Below are 18056 nucleotides of genomic sequence, written 5' to 3' on the forward strand. Positions count from 1 at the left end.
GTTTGTGTCGAGCGAAAAAGTGAAAGCCCGATCCTCTCCTGTATTGTTGTCACGCAGATTGAAGTTCTGCTGCTAGATACATTAAATGCAGGCAAAGTCTTAAGGCAAGCCTTTTCGCATACTAAATTACTTTAGCATTCTATACAGCAAGCAAACTGGCTAAAACCTGTACCGGGTGTCGAACTACCTCCCCTTCAAAACGCTTAACTTGACTGCGGCAGGAGTAGTATTGCGACTTCAGCGCTCCTCAATACAGGTTGAATAAGGCGAATTGCTTTTTACCCATCGCCCCTACAATGAAAACTTATTGATTAACTACAACGAGCGGTTAAATTGCTCCACGGCCTCTACAACACGGCTAGCGCCATCTTGTATTTCATTCATCACATTGCCTGCTTTTTCAGAGAGCTCTAGCGTATCTAGTGCTTCTTTTTGGCATTTAGCGATCAGCTTAACTGCGTTATCTGTTCGCTGTAGGTTTTCACTGACCATTGTGACAATTTCATCGGTGGTTGCATTGGTTCTTGTAGCAAGCTGTCTGACTTCATCAGCAACAACGGCAAAACCTCTACCATGCTCACCCGCACGAGCCGCTTCTATCGCCGCATTTAACGCCAATAAGTTAGTTTGGTCAGCGATACCACTGATGCTATTTACCAACTCGCTAATACGCGATGAGTGCGCTTTAAGCTCGTCAATCGCGGTGTTCGCTTGCTGCATTTGCTCGGAAAGTATCTGCATCTTTTCTAACGTTGAGCCTATAACCTCTTGCCCTTGCAGGGTTTGTGTTCCAGTTTCTTGGGAGATTTCGTTCGCCAATTGCGCAGCCTGGGCCATTTTCTGTTCCTGCATCACCTGCTGGGTAATATCTGTCGCGAACTTAACGACCTTGTAGAGCTCTCCTCTGTCGTTATGGATAGGGTTATATGAAGCCTCTAGCCACACCTCTTCACCATAACGGTTAACTCGTTTGAATCGCTCTGATGAAAATTGCCCTTTTGCTAAACGTTGCCAAAACTCACGGTAAGCTTGAGAGCTCGACTCTTCCTGATCACAAAACATGCGATGATGCTTCCCTAGAATCTGATCAAGCGTATAACCCATTGTGTTTAGGAAATTATCGTTGGCTTTTAAAACATGGCCATCTAATGTGAACTCAATCACCGCCATAGAACGACTTAATGCATTTAGCATGTCCTCTTGCTCACGGGATGATTTGATCGTTCGCGTAAGTTCAGAAGCAAAAACAAAAAAGCTTTCTACTTCTCTGCGCTCATTTAAAACAGGCTGGATAATCGTTCTTAACCAGGCTTCCTCACCATTACCTTTCTGTACTTGCAATGCCCCATTCCAGAACACTTTATCTTGGACGGCTTTCTTCATTCGATGAAAGTGGTCTGTATTGCGCGAATTTGACGGTACCAATTCAGTAATTGATTTCTTTAAGATCTCATCATCATGTAAGAAAAGTTCTTGCTGTAGTTTGGTATTTGCAGAAGTAATGAGGCCTTTACTATCCAATGTTAAGCGGATCATCTCTTCATCTAAACTGGTTTGGATTTGCTGCAGGATTTGCAACTCCTGCTTTAATCGTTGATTTTCTTGTTGAAGCGACTTATTAAAAAACATGACTTTCTCTCATTTGACCGACCTTCGGATTAGTCAAAGGTTTATTATTTGTATACCGAATAAACTGCAAGCGGCAAAATCGTTTGGTTGCATATTCAAACGCGATTTCTATTTCTTATCAAAGGACCCCGCAGGGAATACGGCGATTTTTTCTCCAGTGTAACCTAAGCGCAGTATACTGAAATTTCTTCAGCACCCAAGTTGTTTATATATTTATCAATATTAAAGCTCTTTATCGCCAATTTGAGGTTTGTATTTGTGGATATACTTATATGGAGAAGTGGTGTGTTCAGATCAATAAGCCTTTTCATTTAAAAAAAGGGCCTTGACTTAGTTCCAATAATTTTCGCCGTTTTACCGCTTTTCCACCCGACTTTTGAGCGATTACCCACTCCTTATTCGCTTGTATTTCTATTAACAACGCACGGAGGAACCAGCAACAAGCGCATCGATTTGCCCAGTATCAATACGTTGTGGTATCCGCTCATTCAGTTTGCCGTGAAGGTGATGAATCACCACCTCACCAGTCGACTCGTCACGATCAGAAATGAGGCAATGAGGTAATGAGGTAATGAGGTAATGAGGTAATAACGCATGACACCAGAGATTACATTATGTGTCCAACATTGTGCCCACTCCTAAGTTTCATAACTTCCTTCCCTCGGACGCTTCTATCTCTCACCACAGCAACTATGCTTTAAACGACATGTATTCAATTGTCTAGCTTCAACATATGAAGGTTAAGTGAACATAAACAAGCGAAGGAAACAGGGCCATGGAAGTCGATAAAAATGATAAGTTAACAAAAAAATTACAGATAGTGATTCATTGGTCTGTAAGAGTATTGTCGATAGTTATGTTGTTTGTAATCGTCATGGGTGTGATAGATGTTGCATGGACGATATATCAAAAACTTATCACGCCACCTAAACTCATTCTGACGATTTCAGATATGCTAGCCACTTTTGGTGCTTTTATGGCCGTTTTAATTGCTATTGAAATTTTCATCAATATAACTATTTACCTGAGAGAAAATGTTATTCATGTAAAAATCGTCATGGCCACCGCGCTGATGGCAATCTCCCGAAAGGTCATTATTATAGACTTTGAAACCTTGTCTCCAATGTACCTGATTGGAATTGCGGCTGTAGTTCTTAGTATGAGTCTTGGTTACTGGCTGATCCATAAACTGCCCAATAAGAGCCATACTGAATAAACTTCTCAGCCTCCCGAATTTTCAGATACTCTCAAGGCATGAAAAAGTCTTGTCTTGGCACGTTGGAAGCTAATAAATTCCACCATGCTAGGCTCTATATACTGCGAGACTACAAGATTATAGAGTAGTGCCTAGGCGGAGAAATTATCGATATTATTTTCTAGCAGCTAATCTTTGAGTATTGGCAAAGCTCAATGGGGCAAGTGTTGCTCCAGTTCCCCATCTGATTTATACCCTCAACATCTATGTATTTTAATTTAAACTTTTCCGTGATCCTCTTAAACAAGGTCGTCACGAATAGCCTGAAGGATTACATCCGGCTAAAAGTAACCGCCAGAAAAGTGATTGTCAGGTGGTCGGTCATCTCGCCGTAAAATTAGCTCTTAACGCATACCTTCAGCTCAGTTTGCGAAAAAGCCTTAAAGGTCAAAGTAACTTTCAATCCCATTCAGAGTGTTGGTCGTGGCCACAGCGGCTAATATCAACCCCATGATCCGACTTACAGCACTAGCTCCTGTATTCCCAATAATCCTGTGTATGCCGCTGGCCATTAATAGCAAGATATAAACAACCAATAGTACCAGCAGCATCATAGCCACTGTCTGGACTTGCTCCCAAATATTAAACCGCACGTTCTCTGTGAGTAAAACGGCGGCTAATATTGCGCCAGGGCTAGCAATTGATGGAATGGCTAGAGGAAAAACTGCTGTATCATGATGACTATTGAGCGTTCTGATTTCTTCTGCTGGTTTACTCTCACCAAATATCATAGTCAAAGCAAACAAGAACAATACGATACCGCCCGAGATTTGAAACGCAGACAAGGGAATACGCATTGCTGTAAGTATGATTTCACCAGCAACAACAAAAAACAGTAGGATAGCAGCGGAGAATAGAGTCGCAAAAAGAGCGACCTTACGCTTTGCCACTTCTTCATAGCTTTTTGTGGCTGCGATAAAAACGGGCACAGTACCTATGGGATCGATGACAGCAAAGAAAAAGATAAAAGTTGCCACAAAGTCAATCATGCTACTTTCTCCAGTACCAATTTAGCTTTAAGGATAGAAGATCAGCTTGAAGTAGCAGAGAAAATGTTTGACGCTAACATAGCGAGAGCTCATTCAGAAAAACAAAAATGGTGCGTTATTTACAATACAGAACTTACTTCTATCCTATCGATAACTATTAATATCTCAAAGGTAATGACTACCATACCTAACGGTAGTCGCCATCGCTTTAGACTTCTCAGAGAACATCAAAAAAACAAGTGAACGAGAAGAATATCGACGTCATAAGATAGTGAGGCTTTAGTGTTTATACCAGTGCTCTTTTGACTCCATTTGAGCTTTTACTTCTGCACTATATTCAGCAGTAGGTCGTGCCAATAACCTTGGAATGCCGATAGGTTCTCCGGACTCTAAACAATAGCCATACTCCCCTGCGCGCAAGCGAGCCAACGATCGTTGAATCTTAGGTAACAGCTTTTGCTCTCTATCTATGATTCTTAATGCGATTGCAGATTGCTCCTCACTGGACGCCCTATCGCTTTCGTCACTGAATTCCATTGGCGCAATCATCTCTTCTTTCGCGCGTTCAATATGCGCTAACGTCAATTCATAAAGCTCAAATAATCGGTTTTCAAAAAACGCGAGCTGAGCTTCATTCATATAATCCGCCTCGGGCGCTGCAAGAATTTCTTCTTCTGTCATGACATGCTTTTTCTCTTCGTTCATAGAACCTCCACACCGAGATAAGAGTTCGATCTCTAAATTCCGGACATCTGAACCTGTGCAACTAAACGACAAATAAAGCCGCCAATAAGGTGCAGTGCTCGACACACTCACAAACTGCTTGATGCCAGAGTTAAGATCACCGACTATATTAATTGTTATATTATAACATTACACTATAAAGAGCATGAGCATGAACACCCAGAAACTCCCTGTTACGGTTTTGTCCGGCTTTCTAGGCGCAGGAAAAACAACCGTTTTAAGTCATATTCTTAACAATAGACAAGGCAGAAAAGTCGCGGTCATCGTCAACGACATGAGCGAAGTCAACATCGATGCAGCGACCGTTCAGAATGAAGTTTCTCTCAACCACAGTGAAGAAAAGTTGGTTGAAATGAGTAACGGTTGCATCTGTTGTACCCTGCGTGAAGATCTGCTTGAAGAAGTCACTAAACTCGCGCAAGAAGGCAGATTCGATTACTTAGTTATCGAGTCCACTGGCATCGCCGAGCCACTTCCCGTTGCAGAGACTTTTACGTTTGCTGATGAAAACGGGCTATCACTTTCAGACGTTGCACGTTTAGACACCATGGTTACGGTGGTTGATGCGATTAACTTTCTGCGTGATTACGATGAAGCTAAGTTCTTAACAGAGACAGCCGAATCATTAGGTGAAGACGATGAACGCAGCGTTGCTGACTTACTCGTTGATCAAGTAGAGTTCGCTGACGTTATCTTGATAAGTAAAACCGACCTTGCTGAGAAATCAGAAATCGAAAGGCTTCTTGCGATTCTTAAAACTCTTAATACATCGGCCACTATTCTTCCTATCTCGAATGGTGAAGTAGAACTTGATGCGGTACTCGACACACAAAGCTTCAGTTTTGAAAAGGCACAACAAGCCCCAGGTTGGTTGAAGGAAATGCGAGGCGAGCACATACCGGAAACCGAAGAATACGGCATTTCCAGCTTTGCCTATCATGCGAGACGCCCTTTCCATCCAGAGAAGTTTTACGACTTCCTCCACAATGCGAAAGATTACGGCAAACTGATTCGTTCCAAGGGTTACTTTTGGCTAGCAACCAGACCAGAGTTTGTCGGTCAATGGAGCCAAGCGGGAGGCATCGCACGTTATGGTGTTGCGGGTATGTTTTGGAAAGCGATTCCGAAGGAGGAATGGCCGACGGATCAAGATTACCTAGATGCTATAAACGACATTTGGCAAGAACCATACGGCGATATGCGACAAGAATTGGTGTTTATTGGTCAGGGATTAGAGCAAGAGAAATTGATTGCTCGTCTTAACGAATGCTTGTTAACAGAAGATGAGATGGAGCAAGGGCTCGACTATTGGTTATCTCTGGAAGACCCTTTCCCTGAATGGGAACAGTAAACGACTGAGATACAAAAAGCCTCCCACCATTCGGGAGGCTTTTTCGTTACACAGAGCCAATTTTGGTATACCGAGCCAATTCAGTAAGTCCGTTCTCGAAACAACCCGAGATTCAAACATGTAGCGAGGGAATCCTCACCAGTGCATTCAAACCGTCTTCTTCTGGCTCAACTTAGCTATTTTCTTTGGCCAAGGATCTTCAAATGTTGCCCCTTGTTGCCATTGCTCCAATTCCACATCCGTTAAAAAGCAGTTTTCCAGCGCATCAATAAACACATCGACTTCGTTTTCTTGCCCAATCACCGTTAAGCGACAACGACGATCACCAAAGCGGCTTTCAACGCTGTCTATCTTATCTTGTAGGATTTGACGATGTTCCTCTGTGAAGTTTTGCGATTCGTCATTGATTACCGAAGCGCGCCAAAAGCCTGTAATTTCAAGCCCCACATTGCCGTTTGCTTGGCTCCAAAGTAGTGAAACATCGTCTCGAGTTGGGAACCAAAAGAACCCCTTACTGCGGAACACACCTTTAGTTAAATACTGATGGCAGGTATTCCACAAACGCGCAGGATGAAAAGGTCGATCATCTTTGATCACTTTGGCGACAAGGCTTTGTTCGTCTTTATCAGAGAGATTCAACGGCTCATTCGCCGTCTCACGAAGTTCTGCGGTTAACTGCTCAACGAGGAAGAAATTGTAGTCTTGCTCACCTTTCAACATGCGGATATCTAAGTTTCCCCATGACGTTTTGATTATCTCGGTGTAAACATTAAGCGGGTGAATCGCCTGCGCGATGTTGCGAACGGTATTGTCGTCCACTTTGTCCGTCTTGGTGAGCATGATACGGTTTGAGAACATGATTTGCTCTACCAACAAGTTTTCAACGCCGCGAACACCCTGCTGCACGTTCTCCTGCCACTTAGGGATTAAGGCAGAACCTTGTCGATAGTCATCTCGCAACCAAGTCGCATCCACCAACGTAATTACGTCTTTGAGTGCGAATTGTGCGTTACTTTTGAAGTACTCGACCAAAGGTAAAGGATGACTACTGCCCGACGTTTCAATCACAACCCATTCTGGCGATTTTTCTGCGCAGAGCTTTTTAAGGGCTTTATCGAGCTGCTTTACACCACTCAGGCTGCTGATGCTGTCTCCACTGATCGTAACAAAGTTGCCCTGCTCTTCACTCACCGCATCGGTATTTAAGATAAGCACGCCATCGACGTCTAACTCACTCATGTCATTAACAATAACGGACAGATCAATACCAGAAGAATCGGCTTGTTGAAGAATGTTGCGTAAAAACGTGGTTTTCCCGGACCCGAGAAACCCATGCAAAATGGTGACTGGAATTGATGGCATACTTTTGACCTACAAACTCTGGATGAACGCATGTTATAACATAACGTCTTAGTGAGTTATAGAAGGAATCCAATTGCTGTCTTAGACGCAAAACTTAAGAATCGGTAAAGATCACAGGGGCTGATTTCTCAGAACTCTCCTTCGTTTCTCATCACGTTTCATCACCAGCAAAGGTCTGACTATTGATAAAAATAATAAGTGGTTACAAAACGACCATTGCTTTGTTTATAAAATTGGAGAAAGATGACAATACAGCGATTTATAGGAGGTGGTGTTATGACTTTAGTTCTTACCGTTCTTATTTTCCTAAGTTGTATTGCGATGCTCGCGATTGGTGTGATGTTTTCACGTAGGCCGATCAAAGGCGGAGGTTGTTGCAAAGTGTCCGATGTTGCGGATGTGGGCGCACGTAAAAGAAAAAATCGCAGTCATTATTCTTCTAGGAACACATATTGACACTCACCTATTGCTCCAACCTCACAACACAAAATAGCATAACTGAGCCCTAACAAATTGTCGGGAGTCAGTTTTTCGTTTCTACTAGATAATCAAACTCTGATACTCGCGCCAAAAACGAAGGTTTCTGGATGTTAGGAAGCGACTTCGCGATAGGTAAGTCGGCTTTCATTGCATCAACCGGACGATTACGAACTAAAACTTCAAAATGTAAATGTGGTCCGGTTGAACGACCAGTATTCCCAGAGAGGGCTATTTTTTGCCCACGCTTTATAACTTGACCTTTTTTAACCAAGATTTTATTCAAGTGTAGGTAACGAGTTTTGTACACACTGTTATGTTCAATCACTAAATAATTACCGGCATAAGGGTGCTTGCGGACCGCAATTACTTTTCCATCCCCAGTAGAATAAACTGGCGCACCGATTGGTGTCGCGAAATCCGTTCCGTTATGCGGGGTGACTCTTCCCGTCACTGGGTGTTTACGCTTAGGGTTAAACCCAGAGGTGATTCGGCGGTATGCCCTATCGACAGGATAACGGTTAAACGCTCGCTCCAAACTGTTACCAGCTCTATCATAGAACCGTCCATCCTCGGCTAGAAATGCAGCGACTTCGCCCCTCGCTAAGTTAAAAGAAATAGCCTTAATCTCACTATTGCCAGTTTTGTGTTCACCTAAATATTGCTGTTTCACTAATATATCGAAACGGTCACCGGCTCTAAGAGATCGCGCAAAATCAATCTTATCTTTCATCACCTGCGTAATATTTGCGACGTGGCCTGATGCCAATCCTACTCGATGTGCCGAGACTGAAAAACTCCCTTTGATTTCTCCCGAAAATAAGGTTTCACGCCATTCCCCTGAAATTTCCTGAAATTCGTAAGAGAAGGAGCCATCGTTTTCTCTAGTGTAGATAGCCTTCTCTACAAGGCTCATATGATAAATTAGTCGACTCAATTGCCCCATGTCATCCATCACTAATTCAAGCTCTTCTCCGGGCTGAATCATATCTAGCTGGAGGTGATCAAGATCAACTGAGAGAATTTGCTGCAAAATACCGTAAGGGAGACCCAATTGAGCGAAGATACCACTGAGCGTATCTCCCACTTTAACTATATAGTGTATTTGTTTAGGTTTAGGCAACGGAGTCAAACTGACATCTGAGGGAACCACTATCTTTGATGATGGAGGTGGTGACGAATCACTGCTTTGATTCAGTTGAACGCTGTGACTATCTTGATTTGGCTCATCCTCTGTAGGTAGAAGCAAAGCGACCGAAAAACAAAACACAGCAACGATTAAAGCAATAAATTTAAACTGACTCATGAGAAACTAAGTATCAATAACAATGATTGTTATGTTATAACATATCTAGGATTATTTTTACTCAGTTTAGTAAACGTTTATTCAGTTCACTGGATTGGCTAAGAGAAGACCAGTCATTCACCCCATTCTCTTTGAGAAGGCTCAATAATGAACACATTCAATTCAGCACTTATCGTTGCAGGAACACACGGAAACGAACTTTCTGGTATTTATTTACATAAACTAATCAAAGAAAAACGTTACTCTGTCAATAGATCAACCTTTTCAGCCTGCTCGATCATCGCAAACTCCGAAGCAGTAAAACACAACGTCCGATACATCGATACAGACTTAAATCGCGAGTTCTCAGCAATGAATAGCAATCATTGTCCTGATTTGCATGAAAGCAAGATTGCACATCAATTTATCGAGAAATATGCAAACCAAGAAAAACTGTTGATTGTTGACCTGCACAATACAACAAGCAATATGGGAGCGACGTTGATTTTGCTTTCTAACGATGTGTTTTATCGGAAACTGGGCGCGTACGTCAAACAACGAATGCCATCAGCACATGTCCTTTTCGAAGAGCGAAAAGAATGGCAAGAGCAACCTTACCTTTGTACTGCTGGGCAATATGGAATAATGATTGAGGTCGGGGCGCAAGCACATGGTGCGCTAGAGTACAGTACGTTGGAGTTGATGAAACAGATGCTTACCGCAGTATTGGACTATGTTGAAAAGCACAACCTCAACCAAATAGGCTTACTGAGCGATTATGAGGCATTTTTTTACACCGAAGAAATCAGGATTCCACTTGATCAAGAGGGTATGCGGCAAGCACTAGTACACCCTACTATTTGTGGCAGAGATTTTGAGGCGGTCAAACCAGGAGCACCTTTATTAGCGACTTTCGCTGGTTATGATATCCATTGGAATGGCAAAGGGGAAATTTACCCGCACTTTATCAATGAGAGCGCCTACAGTACCGCAAATATAGCAATGGCCCTCGCTAAAAAAAGACGTGTTTCTTCCGGGTAACTTAAAGCAAGTAATTAGGCCACGTGTAACGTGGATACCTCACACCATGAATAAAACTGTGCCTGAACCGCATAGGCAGAAAATACGGGTACTAACCCCACCCTAATACGGCAGCATAAGTGCCCTAAGCGCAGCTTTAAAAGAAACCCCACTAGAATTTTAAGGAGGTAAGACATTATGGTTAAAAGGAGAGTTTTCTCTTTTCTATCATGATGCCTTCTCCAAACATCGAAATAATCTATCTTCAAATTGGTCATCTAGACCGGAAGAGATCAGTTCTAGGCGGCTTTCTGAACACTCGTCTAGTTCAAACTCTGTGAGTCCATCTGATGTTAGATTGTAACCAAAAATACCGCTTCCCGTGATAAAAACCGCTTTCATTCGTTCGACCTTGAGGTCGAGCAGCAATAATCTCAGCTTTTGATGATCGAACACGTTTTCAGCGGATATACGCCAACCGATACTGTAGAAACCTTCCCCCTGATTGGTTGCTTTTAGAATGCCGCTCTCAGGCATAGGCAACTCAGGAACAAGTGACTTTTTCTCTCTTTCACGATAAAGAACAGAGGGCGTTTTTTGCACGTCAATACGAGTCGCTCCCCCACATTCATGAAAAGGGATAGCGCCATGTTCAGCGAAAATCACTTTTGTTTCCCGCAGACCGAGCTTTGCTATATAAGCCGTCAGCTTTTGCTCATCTTCATCTTGATAGAGATCGCGCTTATTACCTACCACTGTATCTGCGATAGTGATTTGCTGGTTAAACGTTTCATGCTCAGTGTACTTAGGATCCGATAGTTTACGTGCATCGACTAAAGTAATGTTTTTTTGCAAAGCGAGAATTTGACGATAATACTCGGTCGATAGCACTTGCAGTACTTCTTTAGGATGACCAAGACCTGTAGGCTCAATCAACAATCGATCTGGCCTTGCTTCAGACAATAATTGATTTAAAGCGATTTGCATCGGAAGACCTGCTGCACAGCACATACATCCCCCGGGGACCTCTCGAATAAACACTTGGTCTTGTTGTTTTTTTTGGCCTTGTAACAAGCTGCCATCAATACCAACTTCGCCAAATTCATTGACCAATACAGCCCAACGTTCATGGCTAGGTTTATGGGTCAATAAGTGCATTATTGCCGATGTTTTCCCCACCCCGAGAAAGCCAGTGATGATGTTAGTCGGCACTCGCGAAATCAGTGGCTTATTAAAGTTCATTGGCAATTCTCCGGTAGCCTTGGACTAGTTCATGGTTGGCAGAAACGACGGATTCGGAAAAAGCTGAATATTCTGGCGGCACTTTAGAGATACTCTCTAAATCAAAACCGACACCAATATTGGTCATCGGTGGTACATGGAAATAAGCGGGTAAATCGAGGCCATCGACGACACAGTTATGACGAATAACACACCTCTCACCGATGACGCTATTGAACACGACGGAGTTGAAGCCAATGAAAACATCATCACAAACCTGGCAAAGACCATGAATAATCGAACGATGAGCAATGGATGAGCGCTCACCAATGGTCACCGCAGCCCCTGCCTTAGAGTGAATTACGACACCATCTTGGATATTGGTGTCACGTTTGATGACGATAGCTTCCATGTCTCCATGGTTATTAACTTCGTCAGCTCGAATAACAGCATAGGGTCCAATAAAAACGTTATCCTCAATAATGACTTTGCCACAGATAATAGCGGTTGGATCGATAAAGGCTGTTGAGGACACCTGTGGCATATGGCCCGTTGGGTTTCTTCTTAACATAATGCTTCCAGTTTGTTTATGGCTCTTTTTTAACGGTCAGCGACTTAACGATTGAAGGATAAACGCATCGCTCCAGCTGGTTTATCGATGACTTTGTTATTGGCATAAACTAGCGCGCCATTGACCCAAGTCTTTTGAATTTGAGCTGAAAATTCATGTCCAGCAAAAGGCGACCAACCACAGTGATATAAACTGTTTTCGTTGCTAACTCGTGTTGGGGTATGAGCATCAACCAACACCAAATCGGCGTAGTAACCTTCACGAATAAAACCTCGGCCTTGAATGCCATAGCGAATGGCCGGGTTGTGCGCAGTTTTTTCGACTACTTGAGTCAAACTCATATGACCTAAACGGACATGCTCGAAGAGAGTAAGTAACGCATGCTGAACTAACGGCAGTCCGGCTGGAGCCTGCTCGTAAGGCACTTGTTTTTCTTGCCAAGTGTGAGGAGCGTGATCTGTTGCAATGATATCTATTTGCCCCGTATTTAACGCTTTTAACAACGCATCGCGGTCACTAGGAAACTTGATTGAAGGATTACATTTGATCAAATTACCAAGAGCGCCATAATCTTTGTTGCTGAACCAAAGATGGTGAACACAAGCCTCCGCGGTGATTGATTTATCTCGAATGTCTCCCTCGTCAAAAAGTGCTAGCTCCTTCGCCGTTGTGATGTGCAGCACATGCAGTTGGCTGTGATACTTTTTGGCAAGTTCTACCGCATAAGAAGATGAAGCGTAACAGGCCTCTTCGTCACGCAAAATGGGATGGTCTTCGATAGTGAAACCTGGCTTCTTAAGCCTTTGCTTTTGCTGGTTTTGTTTAATAACAGTCCCACTTTCACAATGAGTAACAATGAGTACTGGAGAGTCACGAAAAATTGACTCTAACGCTTGCGGATCTTCGACTAACAAATTTCCTGTTGATGCCCCCATAAATACTTTCACACCACAATGTTGTTTGGGGTTAAGTTGTTTAATCTGTTCAAGATTGTCTTCGGTTGCACCGAGGTAGAAAGAATAATTCGCAAACGAGCTTTCTTTAGCGAGAGCGAACTTGCGCTCTAACGAGTCAATAGTCGTTGTAGCCGGACTAACATTGGGCATTTCCATGTAGCTTGTAATACCGCCGGCTACCGCTGCCCGCGACTCGCTTGCAATTGTGCCTTTATGTGTCAACCCAGGTTCTCGGAAATGCACTTGATCGTCAATCATGCCTGGCAGTAAATAAGCCCCTTTAGCATCAATTACAATATCTCCGTGTTGTACGGATATATTAGTAGCAATCTTGTCAATTCGTTGATCAACAATACGTAAATCTGTTTCGGTAATGGCTCCTTCGTTAACCACCCGAGCGTTTTTAATCAATGTTGCTGACATAATTCATTCTTTTAGATAATTTGAAAAGGTGGCCAATACTCGGTCACCTTGTGAAGCTATAAGGGGAGATCGTGTGTCTGCCTCATAGGGGGCGGTTTGCGCATTCATCGCAAACACAGGAAATCTCAAATTGTGGGCTAAGAACGGTGAAGCCTTCTTGTATGGCTTTCGCACATACGCTAGAAATAACATTGGCTTCAACCGCTATTTCACTAACCTTTCCACACTGAGAGCAAATCACAAACTGTGGAACGCCATGCTTCTGATCGCACGCGATTTGAGAACAAACGACGTATTTACTAGATGTATTGAGCTTATGGACAAAGTGCTCTGCTTCAAGGAAATCGAGTATTCGATAAACCGACATCGCTTGAATGTTTTGAGAAAAGTTGTGATTGCAGTAGTCAACTAGTTCGTAGGCAGAAAGCGGCTTCTCCGCATATAGCAGTGAAGTCAGTATCAATTTCCGTTTAGTAGTGAGTTGTTTACCTCGCAGCAGGCAGATTTTCTCTACCTGCTTCATGACGTCATCTACCGTTTTGAGCTTTCTCATATCTCTAGATGAAATCCAATGTGAGTAGTAAGCGACGTTCATTGTCTGCAACATGTGGAGAGCGATGTATAAGTCCAGTGGCTTCATTGCCTTCCCAACCACTTCCTTTGAGCAGGGCAACATCGCCAGGCTGCATTCGTCGTATTGCACTTTCAGAGTCGTATAAGCCCGATAGGTGATCAGGTTGACCGAGACTACCGGCACCGAGTTTAGTGCGATCAATGGTATCGTTGGTTAACCATTCGGTCGCTCGGCCGGTATAAGTTATGACAAGTCTGCAAGGCACACGATCAAAGTGAAATTTCGGGCACATCGGGCTGTCTAGGCGAGTTAGTCTCAAACCTGCTTCTTTAACCTCAAACAAACAGCAGAACATATCGACGATTAAAGCAACATCTTCACTCAGCGCATCAGCACACGCATAGCCCTCTAACTTGCTTCGTACCCATTGTGCAGCATCATCTGGCGTGACACTTTGTACCAGTGCCAATCTAGGCTCCTGAGCCAGCATCAGATTAATGTCCTTCGTCAACTCTTTCGAGAGCGTTCGCTGCCATATGGCAATATTGTGCTCTGGTTTGTAGATGTCGCTAAGTATGTTCGCTGATGTCGATATCGCCAACGATGATGTTTTTTGGACACGAAGCGGGTTCTCAACTACATCAATGCTCATATATCTTCCTCCCAAGCGTTAAAAAGGTCAGGTAAAGGTTTTAATAACGTTGATTTTCTAGGGCTATGAGACCTAGTAATCGTTACGATTTCGCTCTAGTTCACGGACATATTGACACAGTCCCACCCCATGTAGAGTCAAGTCAGACAGCGCTTGTGAAGAAATCAACGTTTACTCTCCTCAATAGGAGACTACTGGTTGTGAGATCAATTCTTTAAACAACAAATTGTAGAGCCCCAAACAAGGCAATGTTATAACATAACAATTAATCTTTTCAATATTTACCTTTTTTGATTAAAGATAATTAGGGGAACATCATGAGCATGCGAGCACGGAAATTATATTCCGCGATTAGAAAAGTAACGCGTGGGTGAATCGCCATAGACCCGACGAAACATCGCAATAAAGTTACTGGGCGTCGAATAACCTAAAGCATGTGCAATATCTCCCACCGATTCCCCTCGAGCTATCATTTCTAATGAATGTATTAGCAGTACTTGTTGCCGCCATTCACTAAAACTCATGTTTAACTCACTTCGAATCAATCGTCTTAACGTCCGAGATGAGACTGCCCCAATATTGGCCCAATGCTCTACAGAATGCTTGCTGTTTGGGTCTATTAAAATTGCTTGAGTAACTTTTTGCAGTCTCGGATCTCTGGGCAGTGGGATGTGGAGTGACTCATGAGGGCTATTGACGATTTCATCGGATATTACGGCGAGAATACGTAAAGACTGTATGGATAGATCGTCTGTTTTGCTCCATATCGATGCCCTAACCAATAGGGCTTTCAACACATCGCTCATTTGGATAACACAAGGTCTCATTGGAAACCGCTCACAACTCTCTGGAGTAAACAGTAATGAACTACCTTTCAGAGAACCACAAAAATAAACACTGTGCATCGCACCCGGGGGGATCCAACCAGCTCGGTGAGGTGGTAGTATCCACGTTCCTTCATCGGTTTTTACCTGTATTAGCCCTTCATCTATACACAGTAACTGGCCTCGATGATGACTGTGCCAATTATGTGGCCGTTGATCCAAATGGTTGAAGTCGCTCCTTTCATGCTGCCACTCCTTAGCGATCAGTGCGGCGCCATTTTTCCATTCGCTGTAATCAGAGTTTGTCACTTTATTTACTCAATTCCATTTTGGCCATTATTCATTATTTTCTGTCCTCTTAACGTTACCATAGCAAGTTAGCGTTCGAGTAACATTTTAGCAACGATCATTTTATCGAAGGCAGAACCATCATGAACGAACCTATCTTTATTATCTATTACATTACAGCAGGCTTGGGCATTGGCTTTCTCGCTGGACTCGTTGGTGTGGGTGGTGGTGGAATGGCCGTCCCTATTTTTGCGTTTCTATTTTCACTACAGGGAATAGCTGATACGGAAGTAGTGCATCTTGCGTTAGGGACATCAATGGCTTCGATGATTATTACAACATTGGGCAGCATGCGCGCTCACTACAAAAAAGAGAATGTAGACTCGACAATGGTAGGAAAAATGTTGAGCGGAGTTCTAGTCGGAACATTTTGCGCCACATTCGTAGCATCGTATCTACAAGGAGTTTATCTGGCAGGCTTTTTCAGCGTATTCATGTTGTATGTTGCTTATAAGATGTTTCTCAACACTGAAAATGAGTACAACCCTAACCCACATGGGGCTATCGGTAATATCACTGTAAGCTCGGTGATTGGCTCTGTATCAGCACTTGTCTCTATAAGCGGTGCGGGGTTGATCATCCCCTATCTTGTCCAGCAAAATTTTGAGGTAAAACGTGCTATTGGTACCTCTGCTGCGATAGGTTTCCCTATCGCGCTGTCAGGAAGCCTCGGTTACATGTTAAACGGATGGGGAAACACAGATTGGAACAACTTAGTATTAGGATACATATACCTTCCTGCAATGCTCAGCTTCTCCATTAGTAGCTACTTAACTACTAGCCTCGGCGTGCGTTGTGCAGCGTATTTCCCAAATAAAGTTCTTAAGAAAATCGTTGGTATTTTGTGTGTTCTTCTAAGCTTTAAAATGCTGGGACAAGTACTTAATTAAGGCAAATAATACGGTCACTAGTATGTCTTGCAGTATGGTGGAGGGATAAGCCTGCACAAAACTTACTCCTCGCTTTGCTTACTCGAACAGACAATGTGTAAGAAAGTGTCACATTGTTGCTATTCTTGTGGCTTTGTTAGGCTAGTCAGAATTACATCCAAAATTTTCTGGTGATTGTCCTTTCTGGAAACCTCGTCACGCTCCTGGCAAAGTGCTTCCTCCCCTTCTGATGCGAGAATTTTAATGCCACGCTCAGTACATTCTGCGAACGCACTAAACTGACTCGCACTGGGGATCTCTTGAAACGTCACATTGGGAAGAGCAACAAGTGATTCGGCTGGTGTCAGTGCGGGATGTAGCCGATCAGAGAGCGCCACCACGGTGATAGCATTGTTCATCAAGGCCAGAGTTTCAGGGACAAAAGTTTTCGTTAGCTCAGGGTTGATAACGACGACCGATTTCAGTTTGTTTTCAGACTGAAATCGGGGGAATTTTTGATCCGGGATGCTGGTAATATCAACGTTATTTTCACGTAACCAATGACAGTCTACATTGGTGGCGTTGTGACACGATGTTCGATATTTCTCCGGGCTTATTTGCGCTCCGGAGAGCATCAGCATAGATGTGCCGCCCAGAAAAAAGCCGACCCCCTGCACTGCATCAGTATCTACGCCTCCGGACAGTACCCCGACCGAACTTAATTCGTTCAGCCCAAGCACCAAATCACTGGTTCTGAATGTGATTTCATCAACAGCCATTTCTGCATTGATTTCGTTCGGTGCAGGAGGCTTTGGTACCACAACGACATAACCTTGTTGCGCCAGGCTCGAGGCTATCCAACCACTGTGGGAAAACGCTGACCGTGTTCCGCCCTGCGACAAAAGCACAACGGGAAATTTTCCACTTGCTAAAGGGGCATCTAACTGCGTTTCGACTGATTTAAAAATGTTCCCCCTACCAAACGAGAAGTTGTTTTTTTCGTTCGTTGTGGGATACCAATAATAGACTTCCACAGGCTTGTCTCTGTCTTCACTGAATCCCGTTTTGACTGTTAGCGCAGAATGGTATTTCGGCTCATTCGTACTGGCGCTGACACTGACACATAATGTAGCGAGTAGAAAAGACATTATTATTTTGGTTTTCATTTTTCCCTCAGCCGGCAAACACATTCTTCTGCACGGCATCTGAAGATAACGAGCAGAAGAATATCCATATATTTTGCGAAACATAGCAATTAAGCTATTCATAGTCGAGGTAACCCAAAGAAAATGATAGACCGCTCCAGCTAGAGCCTTTCTTTTCAATAATTTTCTGCGGATATCCACCATGCAGAAGTTTGTACTTTACTCATTGTAAACGACTAATCATGGCCTCTTAAGGCAACATTAGAAAACCAACCGTATTCACAATCCATAACTCCATAACTCCATAACTCATAGTTACACCGATGTATATCTAAGTGAGCTGAAGCTTCATTGCCCATCC

Annotated in this window: 16 protein-coding genes and 1 pseudogene; 4 read left to right on the plus strand and 13 right to left on the minus strand. The window is 43.3% G+C overall.

Going from position 1 to position 18056, the window contains the following annotated elements; translation table 11 throughout:
• Positions 1–315: 315 nt before the first annotated feature.
• Positions 316–852 carry a methyl-accepting chemotaxis protein gene (locus tag R7Z49_RS28100; protein ID WP_372036153.1) on the minus strand — a complete coding sequence of 179 codons (537 nt, stop codon included), beginning with the start codon at positions 850–852 and terminating at the stop codon, positions 316–318.
• Positions 850–1629 (minus strand): annotated as a pseudogene (locus tag R7Z49_RS28105) (PAS domain-containing protein); the annotation flags it as partial. The pseudogene R7Z49_RS28105 and the gene R7Z49_RS28100, both read right to left, overlap by 3 nt.
• A gap of 775 nt (positions 1630–2404) precedes the next feature.
• Between R7Z49_RS28105 and R7Z49_RS04935 the strand changes: the two are divergent.
• On the plus strand, positions 2405–2845 hold the full coding sequence (locus R7Z49_RS04935) for a phosphate-starvation-inducible PsiE family protein (protein WP_005375731.1): 441 nt from the start codon (positions 2405–2407) through the stop codon (positions 2843–2845).
• Positions 2846–3264: 419 nt separating this feature from the next.
• Here R7Z49_RS04935 and R7Z49_RS04940 read toward each other — a convergent pair whose 3' ends face one another.
• Both R7Z49_RS04940 and R7Z49_RS04945 read right to left on the minus strand, forming a co-directional pair.
• Positions 3265–3873, minus strand: coding sequence for a MarC family protein (locus R7Z49_RS04940; RefSeq protein ID WP_017635732.1), 609 nt, complete (start codon positions 3871–3873; stop codon positions 3265–3267).
• A 279-nt stretch (positions 3874–4152) separates the two neighbouring features.
• Positions 4153–4578, minus strand: coding sequence for a TraR/DksA C4-type zinc finger protein (locus R7Z49_RS04945; protein WP_064354628.1), 426 nt, complete (start codon positions 4576–4578; stop codon positions 4153–4155).
• Positions 4579–4768: 190 nt separating this feature from the next.
• On the opposite strand from R7Z49_RS04945, the gene zigA reads away from it, so the two are divergent.
• A complete protein-coding gene (zigA, locus tag R7Z49_RS04950) occupies positions 4769–5968 on the plus strand; it encodes a zinc metallochaperone GTPase ZigA (RefSeq protein ID WP_005375723.1) in 1200 nt (399 codons plus the stop codon).
• Between the two features lie 147 nt (positions 5969–6115).
• On the opposite strand, the gene R7Z49_RS04955 is transcribed toward zigA, so the two are convergent.
• Positions 6116–7330, minus strand: coding sequence for a CobW family GTP-binding protein (locus R7Z49_RS04955; protein ID WP_053303729.1), 1215 nt, complete (start codon positions 7328–7330; stop codon positions 6116–6118).
• A gap of 523 nt (positions 7331–7853) precedes the next feature.
• On the minus strand, positions 7854–9113 hold the full coding sequence (locus R7Z49_RS04965) for a peptidoglycan DD-metalloendopeptidase family protein (protein WP_054579012.1): 1260 nt from the start codon (positions 9111–9113) through the stop codon (positions 7854–7856).
• 147 nt (positions 9114–9260) lie between these two features.
• Here R7Z49_RS04965 and R7Z49_RS04970 point away from each other — a divergent pair, with 147 nt between their 5' ends.
• Positions 9261–10133: an aspartoacylase gene (locus tag R7Z49_RS04970; RefSeq protein ID WP_064354625.1), complete on the plus strand. Its 873-nt coding sequence runs from the start codon at positions 9261–9263 to the stop codon at positions 10131–10133.
• A 207-nt stretch (positions 10134–10340) separates the two neighbouring features.
• Here R7Z49_RS04970 and R7Z49_RS04975 read toward each other — a convergent pair whose 3' ends face one another.
• The 6 genes from R7Z49_RS04975 to R7Z49_RS05000 all read right to left on the minus strand — a co-directional run bounded on the left by R7Z49_RS04975 (position 10341) and on the right by R7Z49_RS05000 (position 15642).
• The gene (locus tag R7Z49_RS04975; protein ID WP_005375717.1) at positions 10341–11354 is read right to left on the minus strand and encodes a CobW family GTP-binding protein; all 1014 of its coding nucleotides are present in this window, start codon (positions 11352–11354) and stop codon (positions 10341–10343) included.
• On the minus strand, positions 11344–11904 hold the full coding sequence (locus R7Z49_RS04980) for a carbonate dehydratase (protein ID WP_017635738.1): 561 nt from the start codon (positions 11902–11904) through the stop codon (positions 11344–11346). Before R7Z49_RS04980 ends, R7Z49_RS04975 begins: the two co-directional genes overlap by 11 nt.
• A 44-nt stretch (positions 11905–11948) precedes the next feature.
• Positions 11949–13283 carry a dihydroorotase gene (locus R7Z49_RS04985; protein WP_047104476.1) on the minus strand — a complete coding sequence of 445 codons (1335 nt, stop codon included), beginning with the start codon at positions 13281–13283 and terminating at the stop codon, positions 11949–11951.
• Positions 13284–13365: 82 nt separating this feature from the next.
• Positions 13366–13836 (minus strand): Fur family transcriptional regulator, encoded by a 471-nt coding sequence (locus R7Z49_RS04990; protein WP_258490091.1) that lies wholly within the window; start codon positions 13834–13836, stop codon positions 13366–13368.
• 4 nt (positions 13837–13840) lie between these two features.
• On the minus strand, positions 13841–14509 hold the full coding sequence (locus R7Z49_RS04995) for a DUF1826 domain-containing protein (RefSeq protein WP_017635741.1): 669 nt from the start codon (positions 14507–14509) through the stop codon (positions 13841–13843).
• A 338-nt stretch (positions 14510–14847) separates the two neighbouring features.
• Positions 14848–15642: an AraC family transcriptional regulator gene (locus R7Z49_RS05000; protein ID WP_258490089.1), complete on the minus strand. Its 795-nt coding sequence runs from the start codon at positions 15640–15642 to the stop codon at positions 14848–14850.
• Between the two features lie 122 nt (positions 15643–15764).
• Between R7Z49_RS05000 and R7Z49_RS05005 the strand changes: the two genes are divergently transcribed.
• On the plus strand, positions 15765–16571 hold the full coding sequence (locus R7Z49_RS05005) for a sulfite exporter TauE/SafE family protein (RefSeq protein ID WP_258490088.1): 807 nt from the start codon (positions 15765–15767) through the stop codon (positions 16569–16571).
• Between the two features lie 119 nt (positions 16572–16690).
• Here R7Z49_RS05005 and R7Z49_RS05010 read toward each other — a convergent pair whose 3' ends face one another.
• Positions 16691–17899: a hypothetical protein gene (locus R7Z49_RS05010; RefSeq protein ID WP_318111409.1), complete on the minus strand. Its 1209-nt coding sequence runs from the start codon at positions 17897–17899 to the stop codon at positions 16691–16693.
• Positions 17900–18056 lie beyond the last annotated feature (157 nt).

The sequence above is a fragment of the Vibrio sp. 1562 genome, assembly GCF_033340155.1.
GTDB classification, from domain to species: domain Bacteria; phylum Pseudomonadota; class Gammaproteobacteria; order Enterobacterales; family Vibrionaceae; genus Vibrio; species Vibrio alginolyticus.